This window comes from Leptolyngbya sp. KIOST-1 (assembly GCF_000763385.1).
Classification (GTDB): Bacteria; Cyanobacteriota; Cyanobacteriia; order Phormidesmidales; family Phormidesmidaceae; genus Nodosilinea.
The window spans coordinates 2344291-2360932 of the sequence record NZ_JQFA01000002.1 but is presented as its reverse complement, the minus strand read 5'-3'; the positions used below and the strand labels follow the sequence as shown (position 1 = coordinate 2360932).

17 protein-coding genes are annotated in these 16642 nt (G+C 60.3%); 13 read left to right on the top strand and 4 right to left on the bottom strand.

Features of this window, described 5'->3' with window-relative positions; all coding sequences use genetic code 11:
• Positions 1 to 21: 21 nt before the first annotated feature.
• The 3 genes from chlG to NF78_RS10480 all read right to left on the bottom strand — a co-directional run bounded on the left by chlG (position 22) and on the right by NF78_RS10480 (position 2990).
• Positions 22 to 1071, bottom strand: coding sequence for a chlorophyll synthase ChlG (gene chlG, locus NF78_RS10490; protein WP_035986122.1), 1050 nt, complete (start codon positions 1069 to 1071; stop codon positions 22 to 24).
• 243 nt (positions 1072 to 1314) lie between these two features.
• Complete coding sequence (locus tag NF78_RS10485; protein WP_035986120.1) at positions 1315 to 2415, bottom strand: ArsA family ATPase; 1101 nt, start codon at positions 2413 to 2415, stop codon at positions 1315 to 1317.
• A gap of 356 nt (positions 2416 to 2771) precedes the next feature.
• Positions 2772 to 2990 (bottom strand): DUF2862 domain-containing protein, encoded by a 219-nt coding sequence (locus NF78_RS10480; RefSeq protein ID WP_318655461.1) that lies wholly within the window; start codon positions 2988 to 2990, stop codon positions 2772 to 2774.
• A gap of 328 nt (positions 2991 to 3318) precedes the next feature.
• Between NF78_RS10480 and hisF the strand changes: the two genes are divergently transcribed.
• The 3 genes from hisF to NF78_RS10470 all read left to right on the top strand — a co-directional run bounded on the left by hisF (position 3319) and on the right by NF78_RS10470 (position 4735).
• Positions 3319 to 4095, top strand: a complete 777-nt coding sequence (hisF, locus tag NF78_RS10475) for an imidazole glycerol phosphate synthase subunit HisF (RefSeq protein ID WP_035986118.1) — start codon at positions 3319 to 3321, stop codon at positions 4093 to 4095.
• Between the two features lie 122 nt (positions 4096 to 4217).
• Complete coding sequence (locus tag NF78_RS31080) at positions 4218 to 4361, top strand: hypothetical protein (protein ID WP_156119724.1); 144 nt, start codon at positions 4218 to 4220, stop codon at positions 4359 to 4361.
• Between the two features lie 74 nt (positions 4362 to 4435).
• Positions 4436 to 4735 (top strand): hypothetical protein, encoded by a 300-nt coding sequence (locus tag NF78_RS10470; protein WP_035986116.1) that lies wholly within the window; start codon positions 4436 to 4438, stop codon positions 4733 to 4735.
• A gap of 141 nt (positions 4736 to 4876) precedes the next feature.
• Here the strand turns inward: NF78_RS10470 and NF78_RS10465 are convergent, their stop codons facing one another.
• Positions 4877 to 5620, bottom strand: coding sequence for a peptidoglycan-binding domain-containing protein (locus tag NF78_RS10465; protein ID WP_197064812.1), 744 nt, complete (start codon positions 5618 to 5620; stop codon positions 4877 to 4879).
• A 147-nt stretch (positions 5621 to 5767) separates the two neighbouring features.
• Here NF78_RS10465 and NF78_RS10460 point away from each other — a divergent pair, with 147 nt between their 5' ends.
• The 10 genes from NF78_RS10460 (at position 5768) to NF78_RS10415 (ending at position 16433) form a co-directional block, all read left to right on the top strand.
• Positions 5768 to 6601, top strand: coding sequence for a hypothetical protein (locus NF78_RS10460; protein ID WP_156119723.1), 834 nt, complete (start codon positions 5768 to 5770; stop codon positions 6599 to 6601).
• A gap of 189 nt (positions 6602 to 6790) precedes the next feature.
• Positions 6791 to 9316: an HD family phosphohydrolase gene (locus NF78_RS10455; RefSeq protein ID WP_035986112.1), complete on the top strand. Its 2526-nt coding sequence runs from the start codon at positions 6791 to 6793 to the stop codon at positions 9314 to 9316.
• A 152-nt stretch (positions 9317 to 9468) separates the two neighbouring features.
• The gene (locus NF78_RS10450) at positions 9469 to 10398 is read left to right on the top strand and encodes a transposase (RefSeq protein ID WP_072016043.1); all 930 of its coding nucleotides are present in this window, start codon (positions 9469 to 9471) and stop codon (positions 10396 to 10398) included.
• 124 nt (positions 10399 to 10522) lie between these two features.
• Positions 10523 to 11155 (top strand): hypothetical protein, encoded by a 633-nt coding sequence (locus tag NF78_RS10445; RefSeq protein ID WP_225885275.1) that lies wholly within the window; start codon positions 10523 to 10525, stop codon positions 11153 to 11155.
• A gap of 162 nt (positions 11156 to 11317) precedes the next feature.
• Positions 11318 to 11548, top strand: a complete 231-nt coding sequence (locus NF78_RS10440; RefSeq protein ID WP_035986110.1) for a hypothetical protein — start codon at positions 11318 to 11320, stop codon at positions 11546 to 11548.
• Between the two features lie 568 nt (positions 11549 to 12116).
• A complete protein-coding gene (locus NF78_RS10435) occupies positions 12117 to 12329 on the top strand; it encodes a high light inducible protein (RefSeq protein ID WP_035986109.1) in 213 nt (70 codons plus the stop codon).
• A 73-nt stretch (positions 12330 to 12402) separates the two neighbouring features.
• A complete protein-coding gene (locus tag NF78_RS10430; RefSeq protein ID WP_035986107.1) occupies positions 12403 to 12642 on the top strand; it encodes a hypothetical protein in 240 nt (79 codons plus the stop codon).
• Between the two features lie 307 nt (positions 12643 to 12949).
• Positions 12950 to 14581, top strand: a complete 1632-nt coding sequence (locus NF78_RS10425; RefSeq protein ID WP_035986105.1) for an ABC transporter substrate-binding protein — start codon at positions 12950 to 12952, stop codon at positions 14579 to 14581.
• The gene (locus NF78_RS10420) at positions 14572 to 15567 is read left to right on the top strand and encodes an ABC transporter permease (protein ID WP_263970578.1); all 996 of its coding nucleotides are present in this window, start codon (positions 14572 to 14574) and stop codon (positions 15565 to 15567) included. The genes NF78_RS10425 and NF78_RS10420 overlap by 10 nt, the downstream gene beginning before the upstream one ends.
• Entirely contained in the window at positions 15564 to 16433 is an 870-nt protein-coding gene (locus NF78_RS10415; protein ID WP_035986103.1) for an ABC transporter permease, read from the top strand. Before NF78_RS10420 ends, NF78_RS10415 begins: the two co-directional genes overlap by 4 nt.
• Positions 16434 to 16642 lie beyond the last annotated feature (209 nt).

Below are 16642 nucleotides of genomic sequence, written 5' to 3'. Positions count from 1 at the left end.
GCCCTGATTTTGTGGATCCCCTTAGACTCCCGCATGCCCCAAAGCCAGCCCCGTCACCAGCATACCCAGCACCAAAAAAGGCTGGGCGCTGGCCTGGTACTTGACGTCGTTGCCCAGGGGGTCGCGCAAAAAGTACATGTCCTGAAAGGTGATCTGCGGAATGATCAGCAGGATCAGCAGCACGGCGTAGAGATTTTGGTGAATAGCCATCAGGTAGGCCGCGACACCCCCCTGAAAGATGTCGATCGCCAGTACGCAGATCCAGGCGGCTGTGGTGACGCCAAACATGACCGGCAGCGACTTGAGGCCCATCTGGCGATCGCCCTCGACGCTCTTAAAGTCGTTGACGACGGCAATGCCCAGGCCCGCCAGGCTGTAGAACAGGGTAAGTAGGACAATCTGCCAGCTCAGGTCGCCAAACAGGGCATGGCCAGCCCACCAGGGTAGCGCAATGTAGCTGGCCCCCAGGGCGTAGTTGCCCAGCCAGCCGTTTTGCTTGAGCTTGAGCGGTGGCGCCGAGTAGATGTAGGACACCAGTGACCCGCCCAGGGCCAGAGCAGTAATGGTGGGAAAGCTGTGCCCGGCCCAGCGATCGAGGGCGTAGGCAACCGCCACCCCGCCCCCCAGCAGCAGCAGAATTTGGGTCACCACCTGAGGAATGGAGATCGCTCCTGAGGGAATCGGGCGGTAGGGCTCGTTGATAGCGTCGATGTCGCGATCGTAGAAGTCGTTGAGCGTTTGGGTGTAGCCCGTCAGCAGTGGTCCCGAGAGCAGCATGCAGGCAGCGGCTATCAGCACGTGTTCCAGGCTCCAGCGGTAGTTGCCGGAGGAGGCCGCGCCACACACCACCCCCCAAATTAAGGGGATCCAGGTGATCGGTTTCATCAGCTGGAGGCGAATCTTCCAGATCGAGGTTTCGCCCGCCTTAGCCCCCTTCATGCCCAGCAGCTGGCGCGCCGCATTGCCCTGGGCTGCTGAAGCGGTTTCTGGCGTGATCTCTGGGGCCGTCTCCGCTCCAGGGGTGGGGTCTAAGGCGTCGTTGACCGGGGTAGAAGACGATGGGTCAGCCATGGTGGTGAAAAACTGCTACAGGTTGATAACAACTGAGGGCGATGGCGTAGCTTCCCCAAGGGGAATCGCAATCTCTCCCACGGTGCCATATTTTTTGACTCAGGATCAAACCCTGGACCAGGGTGAGAACCGTTTTGCTGGCAACCGATGACATGGTGGCCGTACGATGCTGGCTCGCACCGCACTGGGCTGAGGCTAGACAGACAGTCCAGGGCCTACCCAGGTTCCCAAACTACAGGTTCCCTAACTAAAGGAAATCACCAGGTGCTGCTCTTGAAACTTGGCCCCGGCCACGGCCTTGCCCTGGAGCGCCGCTGGCAGCAGCAGGTTGCGGCGCTGATCTCCGGCTTCAATGGTGACTTCCGGTCCGTACTGGGTGAGCTTGACCTGGGATTTGTCGAAGCTGGGCAGAAACAGCCGCACGGTTTTGGCTGCCACATCGACACTGACCGGTCGGGGGGCTGCCGCCGCCCACTGGGCCGGGTCTGGCAGGGCCGCGATCGCCCCCTCCCACCCCTGCTCGACCACCGAAGGCAGAGCCACCTGGGGCAGGGGCGCAAAGGCCGTCGCCCTATCGCCCTCCAGGCTGCCGCCATTGACCAGCACGCCGCCCACCGTCAGGCCAATTTGCTGAGCGCTGCCCCACAGGTAGCGGGCGGTCGCGATCGCCCCTGGGTCCGGTGTGGTGACCAAAAAGGCGGCGACCCGGCTGGGGTCGGTGACCGCCTGGCGGCCCGCTTCGAGCTGCGATCGCACCTGACCGGTGGGCTGGTCAAGCACATCCCCCGACCAGTCCACCGCCAGCACCGCCGCCGCCATCGGCTGGAGAAAGGGCGACAGCACCCGTCCCACGTCCGACTGCTGAAATACGCCCCGAAAGCGTCGCAGGTACCAGTCCAGGATTTCGGGCATACCCAGCATCCGCAGGGTAGCGGTGGCGTCGCGGCCGTCGTAGATGATCACGTCGTAGCGATCGCTGGCGTCGTACTGCCGCAGGGCGTTCAGGGCGAGGGCGCTGTCCATACCGGGCATCACGCCCAGTTCCTGGCCGTAGACCGCCTTCAGAAACGGGGTGCGCAGGTACTGGGCTTCCAGGGTTTTCACTTCGTCCCAGCTGTTCTCGAGCTGCGTTGCCGCCTGAAACTGCATGGCCCACAGGTTGGTCTCCAGCTCCGCTGGCTCCGCCCCAAGGCCTTGGCCCAGCAGCAGCGCCGGAGCCGGGGTTACGTCATGAATGATCAGCAGCACGCGCTGCCCGGCTCGCGCCCGCTGTTTGGCCGCTGCGATCGCAACGGTCGTGCTGCCGCTACCGCCCTTGCCTAGGTAGGTGAGAATGAGTGCCATAATATAGTCTGTGGGCCTACGTGTTCAGTTCAGTTGTATCTATCGTATCGACTCGACGGATTTCTCCAGGGCATTGACCAGCAAAATGCCGCCAAAAAGTGGCCCTGTCTTTAGCCTGAGCAACAGGGGAAAGCTCCCGTAGATAGCAACTTCAGACACGTTGAGTGATTCTGATCAAGGCATTTGGTGCCGGTGCGACACGCGCAGAGTCCTGCTTCAGGGGTATCCGCAGGCAGGACTCCATTAGATTCTAATAATCCAAAAACCGTTGACCATCCCCCCAGGGACAAAGGGGAACGCGAAGCCAGCCGCCCCAAAGAAATCTAGCGCTGGCTTCGCGTTCCCCCGGTTCCCGTTTATTGAACAGGCGATAACTCGTCCTCAAAGAACCAGGTGGTGTAGCGGTTGTCAAACTCCACCACGACACCCACGCCGCTGCCATCTACCATTTTGAACTGGCTGATAACCCCTTGCTTGCCTAGGTAACCCGCCACATCCTTCGAAACCCGATCGCGGAGACGGGATACCTTCACCTTCTGGCCAATCTCTAAACCCATGTCTACTAAGGGCTCCAACTGCATGTCCAACAATTAAACCAAAACACAGTGTATCAGCGTCTTGGTCCCTGTTGATCGACAAACTAACCTTCAAAATCCTCTATTCTTAAACCTGGGCCGAGGCCATTGACCGCTGAATGACATCAGTGCATGGGTAATGAATGATCTCCGCCGAGACGAGTGGTTTGAGGGAGGTTGCCGCTGGGGCCGACGGGAGTAGCAGGGGCACAGAACCGCTACCGAACGAGGAACCCAGTGCAGCTCCATCGCCAGCCTGGTCGATGACGGCGAGGCCAGGAGGGGTGGAGGTCCGATCGGTGGATACACAAAGCTAAGGAGAAGGTCAATGCTGGCAAAGCGAATTGTGCCCTGCCTGGATGTCAAAGCTGGGCGGGTGGTCAAGGGGGTCAACTTTGTCGATCTAAAAGACGCTGGCGATCCGGTGGAGTTGGCCCAGGCCTACAACCAGGCTGGAGCTGATGAGCTAGTGTTTCTCGACATCACCGCCACCCATGAGGACCGCGACATTATTTACGATGTCGTCTATCGCACCGCCGAGCAGGTGTTCATTCCGCTGACAGTGGGCGGCGGGGTAGGATCCTTAGAGACGATTAAAAAATTGTTACGGGCCGGAGCCGACAAGGTCAGCATCAACTCGGCGGCGGTAAAGCGACCCGAGCTGATTCGCGAGGCCAGCGATCGCTTTGGAGCCCAGTGCATTGTGGTCGCTATCGATGCCCGCCGCCGCGAAGATCCCACGCGTCCCGGCTGGGATGTCTATGTCCGGGGCGGACGCGAAAACACTGGCCTGGATGCCCTGACCTGGGCCGAAACCGTTGTCCACCAGGGGGCGGGCGAACTGCTGGTGACCAGTATGGATGCCGACGGCACCCAGGCGGGGTACGACCTGGATCTCACTCGTGCCATCGCTGAACGGGTGCCGGTGCCGGTGATTGCCTCCGGCGGGGCGGGCACCTGCGACCACATTCATCAGGCTCTGACCGAGGGCAAAGCGGAGGCGGCCCTGCTGGCCTCGCTACTGCACTACGGCCAGCTGACAGTCCAGCAGGTGAAGGAACATTTGCGCGATCGCCAGCTGCTGGTACGCATGCCCCAGGCCTAGGGGCTGTCATCAATTAGCTGCTAAACGTTTAAAAACCAAAAACTAAGGGTTACAGCCCCTGGCCTGCCTTTTGGGGCGGGCATTGAGAAGTTGCCCGACAACCTATTTCCTCCAGCAGACTTTTGCCCGACTCCAAAGGCCAGTGGCAGGGCCATGGCTTTTTAGGACAGGTGATGAATGGGGTACCGCTCCGGCCCTTCCGCAGCAAAACCGAAAACATTCTGAGGAACGATGCCGATTTTATGAATGCCTGTTACGATGTGTAACATATGGCTGACTGGGCGTTACGTCCCAAACTTTATTAATCCGCTGTTAACATCCTCACCTTAATCCTGATTTCATGCTGCTGCTGATCCTGACTATTGTTATTGCTCTGGTGGCCTGGGCACTCCGGTTGATGGAGCAGGCTGTCAAAGGTCAGGAATTCTCCTTGATGCTGGCGGGCTTTTTAGTGGCGTCTTCCGCCGCCGCTCTCATGGGGGTTTACTTTTTGATGGGCAACTACCTCCTCTACATGAACAATGCGGCTCAGCAGATTTCCGCTATAGAGCCGCTCGATATGCCCTACTCCATCTACGCCAGTGCCTCGGTACCCGATTCATCTAACCCCCTGGCTGACTGGCTGAGCCAGACTGACTGACAAAACGGCAACGAATGGCTGAAGATACTTCCATCAGCCCATATGACCTGCAAAACCAACGCTCCCACTTTTCCAGTGGGAGCGTTGGTCTCATAAAGGTTTACGGCAGGGCAAAAACAACAATGGTTTGACCACCACCCGTCAGTTCAGCACTCGCCAGGTGGCAGGACCTACAATGCCGTCGACCGTGAGATTGTTGGCTGACTGCACGCGCCGTACCGAGGCTTCGGTTTGACTGCCAAAAATGCCGTCGATCGCGCCATTGTAGAACCCTTTGCTCTGCAGTCGCTGCTGTAGCTGACGCACGGCATCCCCCTCCATGCCGGGCCGTAAAATAGGCAACGCCGTCGTACTGCCGCTAGCTGGGGGCGTGGTCGCTGCGGGGGGAGTCGTCGCAGGGGGAGTTGCCGCAGAGGGAGTCGCTGCCGCCGGAGTCGTACTGCTGCCATTGGTGGTGGCGGAGGTGGTGGGCGGGTTCGCTTCACTGGGGGGGGTAGGGAAGAGGCGGCTCCAGGTGGCGGGGCCGACAATGCCATCGGCGGTAATGCCCGCTGCCGTTTGGAAGCGACGGGTGGCGGCGACGGTATCTTCCTGATACACGCCACTCACCGGGCCTGGGTAGTAGCCCAGCAGCATCAGCATGGACTGCAGCTCCCGCACCGACTCACCTTGACTGCCCAGCTGGAGGGTAGGGCGCACAATCCGTCCCCCGCTGACCGTTGGAACGGCAGGTTGGCTGACCGGGGCTGCCTCGTTGGCGGGACCCTGGGCCTGGGCCGACAGGCCGACACTGCCAATTACCGCAATCGCCGCTGCCATTCCCCAAGCACCGGGAATCATCCGGCCTGGGGTAATCCATTTCGTGCAGGGGAAGGCGCAAAACATAGACTTGGCTCCAGAACTCCAGACCAGGGTAGCGCTAGGCAGTAGGCCCTTGACAGCAAGCATTATAGAATTGCTGCCCAGAAATCAACTACCGCCCCCCTGAAAATTTATGATGGGACACGAAATTCATGATGGGGCACGCCAACGGTGACCACAGGGACCGGACGGGAAACCACGGGGGATTGGGATATATGGCCGCGCCTGGGGGCTGGGTCCCTGCCAGATTGTCTGGAAGCGGGGCTGGAGGCCATCGTGATCAGCGATCGCTGGCTGGTCCAGCGACGGGGCCGATGCACCGGGGAAATCGGAGGTTGGCAGTCGGGGTTGCTCCAGGTTGCCCGTGCCTGCATCGAGGGCGATCCGCTTTTGCCCCAGGGGTGGAGCAATCATTTTCAAGCCCTGCCCGACACAGCCGCGGTGTTGATTAACGCCCTGCCCTACCTCTGGCTCCAGGCCGATACCCACGGCCACCACCGCAGCACTGTGGCGACCTGGGCCACCGACCTGGGGCGATCGCCAGCGACGGCCGCGGCCTGTGAGGCGCTGTTTGACCTGATCTGTCAGGCAATGCAGCGCGGTGGAGGCGGGGCTAGGGTGGGCCAATTCCCCGCTCTACCCCAGGTGGGGGCCTGCCTCGGAAACACCGGTCCTCTGGTCTCGGCTCTGGGGCTGGTGGCCCAGAGCCAGGGCGAGTTGGCGGTGGTGCTGCACCTGGCTCACCACCGCCGCTGGGCCGCTACTGAGGTGGCCCTGGCCGGGCTGCTGGTGGGGCTAAGCTGGGGCCGGGCTGGGGTGGGAGCATCTCTGCGGCAGCGCTGGCTGCTGGAACCCGCTGGGCCTGAAACCGAGCGGGCGGTGGGGCAGGGCTGGGATGCCGAGGGGGTGAGGGCAATCGCAGCGGCCCTGCACCGCCGATGGGCTGGCGGCGGCGATCGCAATTGTCTGGAGTCATTTTCCTTCCCTTTGGGGATTAGAGTTTAGAGCGGAGGGTACAGTCGTTGCGCAGAGTCGCCGCCTATAATAGCGTTTGAGAGGCTCCGGTTGGGCTGGCAGCCCCAGGCGCGGGGCGGGGGTTGGAAGCAGCTTAACGCTGCTCATTTCTGACCATTCTGGCGGTCAACCACGTTGGAGTTCCCTGGCCTCTGCCCACCCCTTTAGCTGTCTTAACCTATGAAGGCAATTCAGGAATTTGTGGCTGCGGTGGAGCGCTGGTGGACTGTCGAACAGCAGGCTACTAAGCTGGATGCCCCCCCATCCGAGGCGTTGCCATCGGCCCTCAAGCCCGTGTCCGCTCGAAATCGAGCGATCGCAGCTACTCCAGCCCAGCCCCGTCGGTTGATCACAGGTAAAGGAAGTCCTCAGCCCTGCCGACCCCTTCGACGGCGCAAGAATATTCGCCATCCTCGGCTGGCTTTTGTGGTGACCACCCTGAGCCTGACCGCCGTTTTGGGGCAGCGTTTTTACAATCAGCCCAGCCTCCAGGTGGGCAGCGTGGCTCCCAACACGATTGTTGCCCCGGAAAATGCGCGGGTTGAAGATAAAGAAACAACTGAAGAACGCCGTCGCGATGCCCGCAACGGTGCCCTGCGGGTTCTGCGCATAGAACCTGCCACCGACGAAGAAGTAATGCGATCGCTGGGCAATCTGATGGCCCAGGTGGGCGACATTAGGCGGCAGGCGGGCAGCGTACCGTTTGTCTCCACCGGCACGCTCTCCACCCAAGTACAGCTATTCCTGAGGCGATCCGACGATGCCACCTGGCTCAAACTGCGCAGCTTGATCGACCCTCTGGCCACCGACAATGGCCGCAACGAGCGCATCACCCTGGACGCCCTATTGCGTAACCAGACCATCACGCCCGATCAGCAGACTGCCCTGGGTGAGCTGTGGGCCTACGGACAGCGATCGAGCCAGCCCGAGCTGGCTAACCTCTTGAATTCAGTAGAGGAGTCCCGTCAGGGCTATCAGCAGGCCATGGCCAACTTCAACCTGCTCAAATCCCAGGCCGAAGGCGTTTTTGACTCGCCCCAGATTCTAGATCTGCCCCTGCAGGACTGGGCCAATGCCCAGGTCGAAATTCGCAAGGCGGCGGAGCGCATGCTGGCCCAGGGCATTTCTGCCGGGTTGCCCCCCGATGCCCTCGATCGTGCTGTCTATCTGCAGTTGAGGGATTCGCTGCCTCGCTCTATAGAGCCGTTCTCTCGGCAGCTGTTGCTGGCCACCCTGCGTCCCAACCTGGTCGAAGACAGCGATCGCACTCGCCTTCAGGCCGATATGGCTGCCGAAGCCGTCAAGCCCGTCTTTGTCGAAGTTCAGCAGGGGGAACTGATCGTTGCCGCTGGCGACACCATCACCCAGAGCCGCTTTGTGCTGCTAGACAGCTTTAACCTCAGTCAGCGCCGCTTCAACTACTGGGGTCTGGCCATGTTCGGTGGGCTGGTGGCAGGGGGCGTTGGCCTATTCCTGTTGGTTGAGCGCTGGGTGCCCCAGCGGCTGCGTCAGCAGGACTACCTGCTGCTAACGGCCATGGTCGTCGGAGCTGGAGTGATGAAAATGGTCGGGGTGGTCGCCTACGGGCTACCCGCCATCGGTCTGCTAGCCGGCAGCTTCTACGGTCCTGTGCTGGGCGGTAGCCTGGTGCTTTTGGTGGCCATTCTGCTGCCGGTCGGGGCCACGGTGAGCGGCATTTCGTTTGTGGCCGGGGCCTCAGGGGCGCTGGTGTGCAGCCTACTGGCCAGCCGCACGCGATCGCGCGAAGAACTAGCCCTGCTGGGCGGCGGCGTGGGCCTCACCCAGGGGGTCGTCTACCTGCTGCTCACCCTGGTTGTCAGCCCGGTCTCGCTGATTTCGGCCTGGTCAGGCATGCTGACCGGGGCCGCGCTCCAGGGTGTCTATGGCGTTATCTCCAGTATTGCAGCCCTAGGCCTGAGCCCTTACCTGGAGCACCTATTTGACCTGGTTACCCCGGTGCGGCTGGCCGAACTCTCCAACCCCAACCGCCCCATGCTAAAGCGGCTGGCCTCAGAGGCACCGGGCACCTTTCAGCACACTGTATTTGTCTCCAGTCTGGCGGAAGCCGCCGCCCGCGCCCTGGGCTGTAATGTTGAGTTGGTGCGGGCCGGTACGCTCTATCACGACATTGGCAAAATGCACGACCCCCAAGGGTTTATCGAAAATCAGATGGGCGGCCCCAACAAGCACGACACCCTGAACGACCCCTGGCTGAGCGCCACCATCATCAAAAAGCACGTCACTGAGGGCATTGTGATGGCCCGCAAGTGTCGTCTGCCCAGGGCCGTGCAGGCTTTCATCCCGGAGCACCAGGGCACCATGCTGATCAGCTACTTCTATCACCAGGCCCAGGAAGTAACCAAAGACGAACCCGCCATCGTCGTCAAGGAACAGGACTTTCGCTACGACGGCCCCATTCCTCAGTCACCGGAAACCGGCATTGTTATGCTGGCGGACTCCTGCGAGGCCGCCCTGCGATCGCTGACCGATGCCACCCCCGAGGAAGCCCTAGCTATGGTCAACCGAATTTTGCGCGCCCGCTGGAAAGATAACCAACTGGTGGAGTCGGGGCTGACCCGCGACCACATGACTTTAATTGCTGAGATCTTTGTCCAGGTATGGCAACAGTACAACCACAAGCGCATTGCTTATCCAAAGGCCGCCCTGGCCCCTCAAGCGAGCTAAAGGTTTTGGGCGTTGCTGAATTAGGGGATGAACCCTTAGTGGTGCAGAGAAGTCCTAAAAGGGTTGCTGTGTAAGGAGTCTCAAATGAGACGGGATGGATGGAGCGGGGCATTTCATGAGAGGCTTGAATTCCCCAACTCAAAGCCAACCTCATGGAAACACCCCTCTTGTATCGTCAACTGCAAGACCAATTGAGTCAATGGGTGCAGCCCAAAGACCAACGGCATCTGCAAGGGTTTGCTGAAATTGTGGCGGCGGTGTTACAGTCCGGCGAGGCCTGTCTGGGGCGATGGATCCCCTACTTATCGCATCGCGACTGTGGTGCCCGTGCCCACATGGAACGGCTGAGTTACTTTCTCCATAATCAGCAGATCACATCGGAACGGTACTACGAGCCGATACTTCGACAAGCACTGTCGGCTTTTGCCGGAGCGACCATTCTACTGACCCTGGACACCAGTATGCTGTGGGATCGCTTTTGTCTGATTGAGGTGTGCTTTGTCTGGGGTGGCCGCTCCTTTACCCTGGCTCAGGTAGTGCTGGAGCACGGCAGTGCCATGGTGGGCTTTGAGCAGTATAAGCCCGTGCTAGAGCGCGCTCAAACCGTCCTACCACCGGAGGTGCAGGTGACATTGCTGGCCGACCGAGGCTTTGTTCGCGAAGCGTCTCCGCAGGAGAAACATGGTGAGTTGATGCGCTGGTTGAACAAGCAGACGTGGGACTGGGCCATTCGGGTGAAGTCAGACCTGTTGGTCACTACTCCCGATGGCCGAACGCAAGCGGTAGAGGACTTCTTTCCACCCTCAGAACAGGCCTATCTGGTGGGGCTAGTGCACGTGTTAGGCGATATTGAGGCTCATCTAGCGACGGCCAATGTACCCGGTGCGCAAGGCACCTGGGCGGTGTTATCCAGCCAATCTGCCTCGTTGCAAACCTTTGCACTCTATGGCCAGCGCTTCGGGGGAATTGAGCATCACTTTAAGGACTACAAGTCAGCGGCCTTGGACATCCTTGCCTCTGGTTTGCGCGATGCTGACAGTCTGACCCAAAACACAGTGTATCAGCGTCTTGGTCCCTGTTGATCGACAAACTAACCTTCAAAATCCTCTATTCTTAAACCTGGGCCGAGGCCATTGACCGCTGAATGACCGAGGCTTTGTTCGCGAAGCGTCTCCGCAGGAGAAACATGGTGAGTTGATGCGCTGGTTGAACAAGCAGACGTGGGACTGGGCCATTCGGGTGAAGTCAGACCTGTTGGTCACTACTCCCGATGGCCGAACGCAAGCGGTAGAGGACTTCTTTCCACCCTCAGAACAGGCCTATCTGGTGGGGCTAGTGCACGTGTTAGGCGATATTGAGGCTCATCTAGCGACGGCCAATGTACCCGGTGCGCAAGGCACCTGGGCGGTGTTATCCAGCCAATCTGCCTCGTTGCAAACCTTTGCACTCTATGGCCAGCGCTTCGGGGGAATTGAGCATCACTTTAAGGACTACAAGTCAGCGGCCTTGGACATCCTTGCCTCTGGTTTGCGCGATGCTGACAGTCTGACCCGCCTGTTTATGCTGCTCGATTGTGCCTACCTGATTGCCCTGGTGGTGGGCATGATGCTGGTTAAGGCGGGCCAACGGACTCGGTTGGATTGGCATGGCGACCGAGGTTTGAGTTTTCTGCAACTGGGTCTGCGGGAACTGGCTCGGCTCTGCTACGAGCGACTGCCTTTGCCTATTCTCCAAGCATTGCCCAAGTGCAATCCACCGCCCGCCTGTGCCTCCCAGCGCAAACGAGACGCCTTGGACTGCCGCATTGAGTTCTCTAGGGTCGTTACGTTCTCATGCTGAGACTGCCATGAGTTTTCTGCACCACTAAGCCACAGCCCTTAGGGAATCACCTGTGGAAGAGCCATTACAGTGAGATAATTGGCGCAGTGACCAGTGCCACCCGCCTTGATTCTCAATGCAATCTACGCACACACCCTTGACCTCAACTCGGACACCTCCCCTATGACCATTGCTGAGCAGCTCATTCGCATGGCAGAAGACGAGCTGACGGAGTACAGCACCGATGCCCGCAAAATTGAAAAGCTGCGCCGCAAGTTTAGCTTTGCGGTGCCCTACCCCCAGCAAAAAGCGGTGCCTCCCAGCGCAAACGAGACGCCTTGGACTGCCGCATTGAGTTCTCTAGGGTCGTTACGTTCTCATGCTGAGACTGCCATGAGTTTTCTGCACCACTAAGAGCTCGGTATATCAAGCTTTGCCACGCCCGACCCAAAAGACAGGCTAGGGGCTGTAACCCTTAACTTTTAGGTGTTTGGCAGCTAATTGATGACAGCCCTTTAGTGTGACCGAACTGGTTGAGCGTGCTCAGAAGCGTTGGCTTTAAAGTCGAGGCTTTAAGCACCTCGTCACCACGTATGAAGGCTTCCTCTTGCTAAATGAATACTGGGCTAAGAGCAACCCCGACGTGACCCAGATGCAGGACTCCGCCTGGTTCCTAGCCTTACACCAGTTTGTAGGTTGGGTGGCGCGCTAGCAGAACCCAACCAGGCTGACTGCCGTTGGGTTACGCTCGCTTCACCCAATCTACGGGGCCCTAATTTTTAGCTTTGACGCTGCCCTAGACCTACACCAGATTTGACGCTATCTCTGGCGATCGCCAGCTAGCCTCTGCAAACCACCTCTCCCGGGGGTGTTCCGCTGTGCCCAGCGATAGGAAGCTGCAGGACTTTGGTCAAGTATTTGCAATATTTATTTATATTGAGTTACAATCAGTTACATAAAGCAGGGTAAGGAGGTTGGCCCTATGACATCTCGCGGATACACGATTGAAGAAGGCGGTCGCCTGAACGTCTATGCCCTAGAACCCAGGGTCTACGTGGACGACACCCAGCGGTTTGGTTTCAACACCTATGCCGAAAAGCTCAACGATCGTCTGGCCATGATCGGCTTTGTCTCCGCCCTGGCTTTTGAAGCGCTTACCGGCCAAGGCATCGTCACCTGGCTGACCCACCTCTAGGCGGTGTCATTTCACCCCTCGTGCCTACATTTTTTCAATTCCCCATTAGATAAGTACTTAAGGAGAGCAATCCATGACTACCGATTTCGACTTTTCTAGCAAAGAGCTGTTTGGCCCCGTGGTCTTTCGTCCCAGCTTCAACCAGGCCGAAGCCATCAACGCCAACCAGGCCTGGTCGCTGTTTTTCACCGCTGGTCAGGAAGACAAGAGGCTCGGCTTCAACGCCGAGGCGGGTCGCCTGTTCACCAACCTGCTGGTGGCCACGGCTGTCTCTGGCGTCATTGGTGCCGCCATTTTCACCAGCGTCGGCTAAACCGGCACCCCGCCTGGGCGTTAAGACTCAAGGCCCCGGCCTACCACTCAAGTTCCCTATTCACGAAAGCCTTGGCCGCCGCCAGGGCTTTTTTGCTATCCCGCACCCCCCTCGGCATGGTGTCCAGGATAGGTAATTTATCCCTCACCCCCGGATTGTTCTGGTCAAAGCGGTAGTGGTACTGTCCTACCCTGAAGTGCTGAAAAGGTGCTTACCTCCCAAGTCCACTCCAGGGTCTGTAGTTTCCTGTGGGCAACGCTCTACCGCTGAGCTGGGCTGGGAATTACTTGCTGAATGGTGGGCAATGATGAAACGAAGACTGAGGCTTTCTACCCTATCGCTCGGGGTCATCTTACTGGGGCAGGTTCTGACCGGGTGTGGTGGTGAAACCGAATCGGCCAATGGCTCTGGGGCGAGCCCCGCTCAGACTGGCTCCGCCGAGCAGATTGTGCTGACCATCGGCGGCGAAAGCGATGACGGCTACGACCCCACCCTGGGCTGGGGCCGTTATGGGTCGCCTCTCTTTCAAAGCACCCTGCTGCGGCGCGACGAAAACCTCAATATCGTCAACGACCTGGCTACCGACTACAGCGTCAGCGAGGATGGCCTGACCTGGACGGTGACGATTCGCGATGATGTGGTCTTTTCCGACGGGGAGCCGCTGACTGCGGCAGACGTGGCCTACACCTTTAATAGGGCCGCCGAGAGCGGTGGCCTGACCGATGTCACCGTGCTAGACGAGGCCGTTGCCATCGACGACACCACCGTTGAGCTGCGGCTCAGGCAGCCCCAGAGCACCTTTGTGAATCGGCTGATTACCCTGGGCATTGTGCCCGAGCATGCCCACGGCACCGACTACGCCCGCAACCCCATCGGCTCTGGCCCCTACCAGCTGGTGCAGTGGGATGAGGGACAGCAGCTGATTGTCGAGGCCAACCCCAACTACTACGGGGAAGCACCGGGCATTCGGCGACTGGTGTTTTTGTTTGTGGAAGAAGACGGGGCCTTTGCCGCCGCGCGTTCGGGCCAGTCCCAGGTGGCGAGCGTGCCCCAGTCGCTGGCGGTGCAGACCATCGAAGGCATGACCCTCTACGACGTCGCCAGCGTCGACAACCGGGGGCTGATGTTTCCCTACCAACCGGCCACGGGCCGCACCACCCCCAACGGCGACCCAATTGGTAATGACGTGACGGCCGATTTGGCGATTCGCCAGGCGGTAAACTTTGCCATCGATCGGCAGGCGCTGGTGGATGGCGTTTTGGAGGGTTACGGATCGCCCGCCTTCGGCCCGGTCAGCGGGCTGGCCTGGGAAGAGCCCGAGGCCGTGATTGAGGATGCCGACCCGGAACGCGCTGAGGAAATCTTGGCGGCGGGGGGCTGGGCCGACACCAACGGCGATGGGATTTTGGAGAAAGATGGGCTCAAGGCTGAGTTCACCGTGCTCTACCCCGCTGCCGACAGCACCCGGCAGGCCCTGGCCCTGTCGGTGGCGGAAATGCTCAGACCCATCGGCATTCAGGCCAATGTGGAGGGCAAGAGCTGGGATGAAATCACCCCGGCGATGCACAGCAATGTGGTGGTGTTTGGCTGGGGCAGCCACGACCAGACGGAAATGTACAACCTTTACCACAGCCAGGCGGCCCAGGGGGATTTCTACAACGCTGGCTACTACGCCAACTCGGCCATTGACACGGTCTTGGATCTGGCGATGGGGGCACCGTCGGAGGCGGAGGCGATCGCCTTCTGGCAGGCGGCCCAGTGGGACGGCGAGACGGGCTTTACCGCCCAGGGCGATGCCGCCTGGGCCTGGCTGGTCAACCTCGACCACACCTACTTTGTCAGCGATTGTTTGGATATTGGTCAACCCCAGGTCGAACCCCACGGCCACGGCTGGCCGATTACCGCCAACATTGCGGAGTGGAGGTGGACGTGCAACTGAGGCCCCTGCTCACCTTCGCGCTGCGCAAGTTGCTGCGGCTGGGGCTGCTGCTGTTGGCGGTGGCGGTGTTTACCTTTGTGCTGCTCAGCCTCTCGCCCATTGACCCGGTGCAGGCCTACATCGGTGCCGACATGATGCAGATCAGCCCCGAGCAGCGGCAGCTAATTGCCGAGCGCTGGGGGCTCGATCAGCCGATGATTGTGCGGTTTTGGGACTGGCTGGGGCAGCTGATGCAGGGCAACTGGGGCACCTCCCTGGTGTTTAACCAGCCGGTGGCTACTGTGATTGCCACGCGGTTTCAGGCGTCGCTGCAGATGCTGGCGATCGCCTGGCTGCTCTCAGGCCTGCTGGGTCTGGGTCTGGGGGTTTTAGCCGGGGCGCTGGCGGGCAGCTGGTGCGATCGGATCATTCGCCTCTATGCCTACACCCTGGCCTCAGCCCCCACCTTTTGGGTAGCGCTGCTGCTGCTGATCACCTTCTCGGTATCGCTGCGGGTGACGCCGATCTGCTGTGCCGCGCCCCCCGGCGTGCTGGCAGCAGACATAACCCTCTGGCAGCACCTGCACCACCTGCTGCTGCCCGCCATCACCCTCAGCATCATCGGCATCGCCAACATTGCCCTGCACACCCGGCAAAAGCTGATCGATGTTTTGAATAGCGACTACGTGCTGTTTGCCCGGGCCCAGGGGGAAAGTTTGGGGGGCGTGGTGCGTTACCACGGCCTGCGCAACATTATTCTGCCAGCGCTGACGCTGCAATTTGCCTCCCTCAGCGAGCTGTTTGGCGGCTCGGTGCTGGTGGAGCAGGTGTTTGCCTACCCAGGGCTGGGGGCGGCTACGGTGCAGGCGGCGCTGCGCAGCGATGTGCCGCTGCTGGTGGGGATTGTGTTTTTTAGCGCCCTGTTTGTCTACACCGGCAACACCCTGGCCGATCTGGCCTATCCCATCGTCGATCCCCGCATTCGGCTAGGAGGGTGGCAATCATGACTACTACGGCTCCGGCTTCAGCCCCGGTTCTCACCCCGATTCAGGGCCGAGGCAATCGGCGGCAGCAAACCCTCTGGGGCATTGCCCTCTGCGCCCTGTTTCTGCTGGCCGTGATTGTCAGCCCCTGGGCAATGGGCGACAGCGGCCTCAACCCAGTGCTGATTCAGCGCAACCAGCCCCCCTCCTTGGCTCACCCCTTCGGCACCGACTGGCTGGGGCGAGATATGCTCAGCCGATCGCTCCACGGCATGTCGCTGAGCCTGCGGGTGGGTCTGCTGGCGGCGGCGATCAGCTCTTTGATTGGCACCGGCCTGGGCCTGGCTGCGGGCACCCTGGGCGGCTGGGTCGATGCCGTGATCACCTGGATTGTCGATGTGTTCTTTAGCCTGCCCCACCTGGTGCTGCTGATTTTGATCGCCTTTGCGGTGGGCGGCGGCACCCAGGGCGTGATCATTGCCGTGGCCCTGACTCACTGGACCAGCCTGGCCCGGGTCATTCGCGCCGAGGTGTTGCAGGTGACCAGCTCCGACTATGTGCACCTGTCCCGCCGCTTCGGTCAATCCTCGCTGTGGATTGCCCGCCACCACATGGTGCCCCACGTAATTCCGCAGCTGCTGGTGGGGCTGATCTTGCTGTTTCCCCACGCGATTTTGCACGAGGCGGCGCTGTCGTTCATTGGCATTGGCCTCTCGCCCCACCTGCCCGCGATCGGCATTATCTTGGCCGAGTCGATGCGCCACCTCTCGACGGGGTACTGGTGGCTGGGGGTAATGCCGGGGCTGCTGCTGCTGCTCTCGGTGAAGGCCTTCGACTGGCTGGGAGAGAATGTGCGATCGCTGCTCGATCCGAAGACGAGTCAGGGGTAGAGGGGTGGATGGGTTGGCGGGTTGGCGGGTTGGTGGGCGAGATGTTTATACTTCAGCACTCTCCCACCCATCCACTCCCCACCCCCCCCACTCTCCCACCCATCCACTCCCCACTCCCCCACTCTCCCACCCATCCACTCCCCCACTCCCCCACCCCCCCACTCTCCCACCCATCCACTCTCCCACCCATCCACTCATCCACCCTCCCA

Coding starts and splice junctions, on each gene's coding strand:
- NF78_RS10415 (WP_035986103.1), top strand. CDS start 15,564: ATGACTACTACGGCTCCGGCTTCAGCCCCGGTTCTCACCCCGATTCAG.
- NF78_RS10485 (WP_035986120.1), bottom strand. CDS start 2,415: ATGGCACTCATTCTCACCTACCTAGGCAAGGGCGGTAGCGGCAGCACG.
- NF78_RS10455 (WP_035986112.1), top strand. CDS start 6,791: ATGAAGGCAATTCAGGAATTTGTGGCTGCGGTGGAGCGCTGGTGGACT.
- chlG (WP_035986122.1), bottom strand. CDS start 1,071: ATGGCTGACCCATCGTCTTCTACCCCGGTCAACGACGCCTTAGACCCC.
- NF78_RS10470 (WP_035986116.1), top strand. CDS start 4,436: ATGCTGCTGCTGATCCTGACTATTGTTATTGCTCTGGTGGCCTGGGCA.
- NF78_RS10430 (WP_035986107.1), top strand. CDS start 12,403: ATGACTACCGATTTCGACTTTTCTAGCAAAGAGCTGTTTGGCCCCGTG.
- NF78_RS10425 (WP_035986105.1), top strand. CDS start 12,950: ATGAAACGAAGACTGAGGCTTTCTACCCTATCGCTCGGGGTCATCTTA.
- NF78_RS10465 (WP_197064812.1), bottom strand. CDS start 5,620: ATGTTTTGCGCCTTCCCCTGCACGAAATGGATTACCCCAGGCCGGATG.
- NF78_RS10435 (WP_035986109.1), top strand. CDS start 12,117: ATGACATCTCGCGGATACACGATTGAAGAAGGCGGTCGCCTGAACGTC.
- NF78_RS10440 (WP_035986110.1), top strand. CDS start 11,318: ATGACCATTGCTGAGCAGCTCATTCGCATGGCAGAAGACGAGCTGACG.
- hisF (WP_035986118.1), top strand. CDS start 3,319: ATGCTGGCAAAGCGAATTGTGCCCTGCCTGGATGTCAAAGCTGGGCGG.
- NF78_RS10450 (WP_072016043.1), top strand. CDS start 9,469: ATGGAAACACCCCTCTTGTATCGTCAACTGCAAGACCAATTGAGTCAA.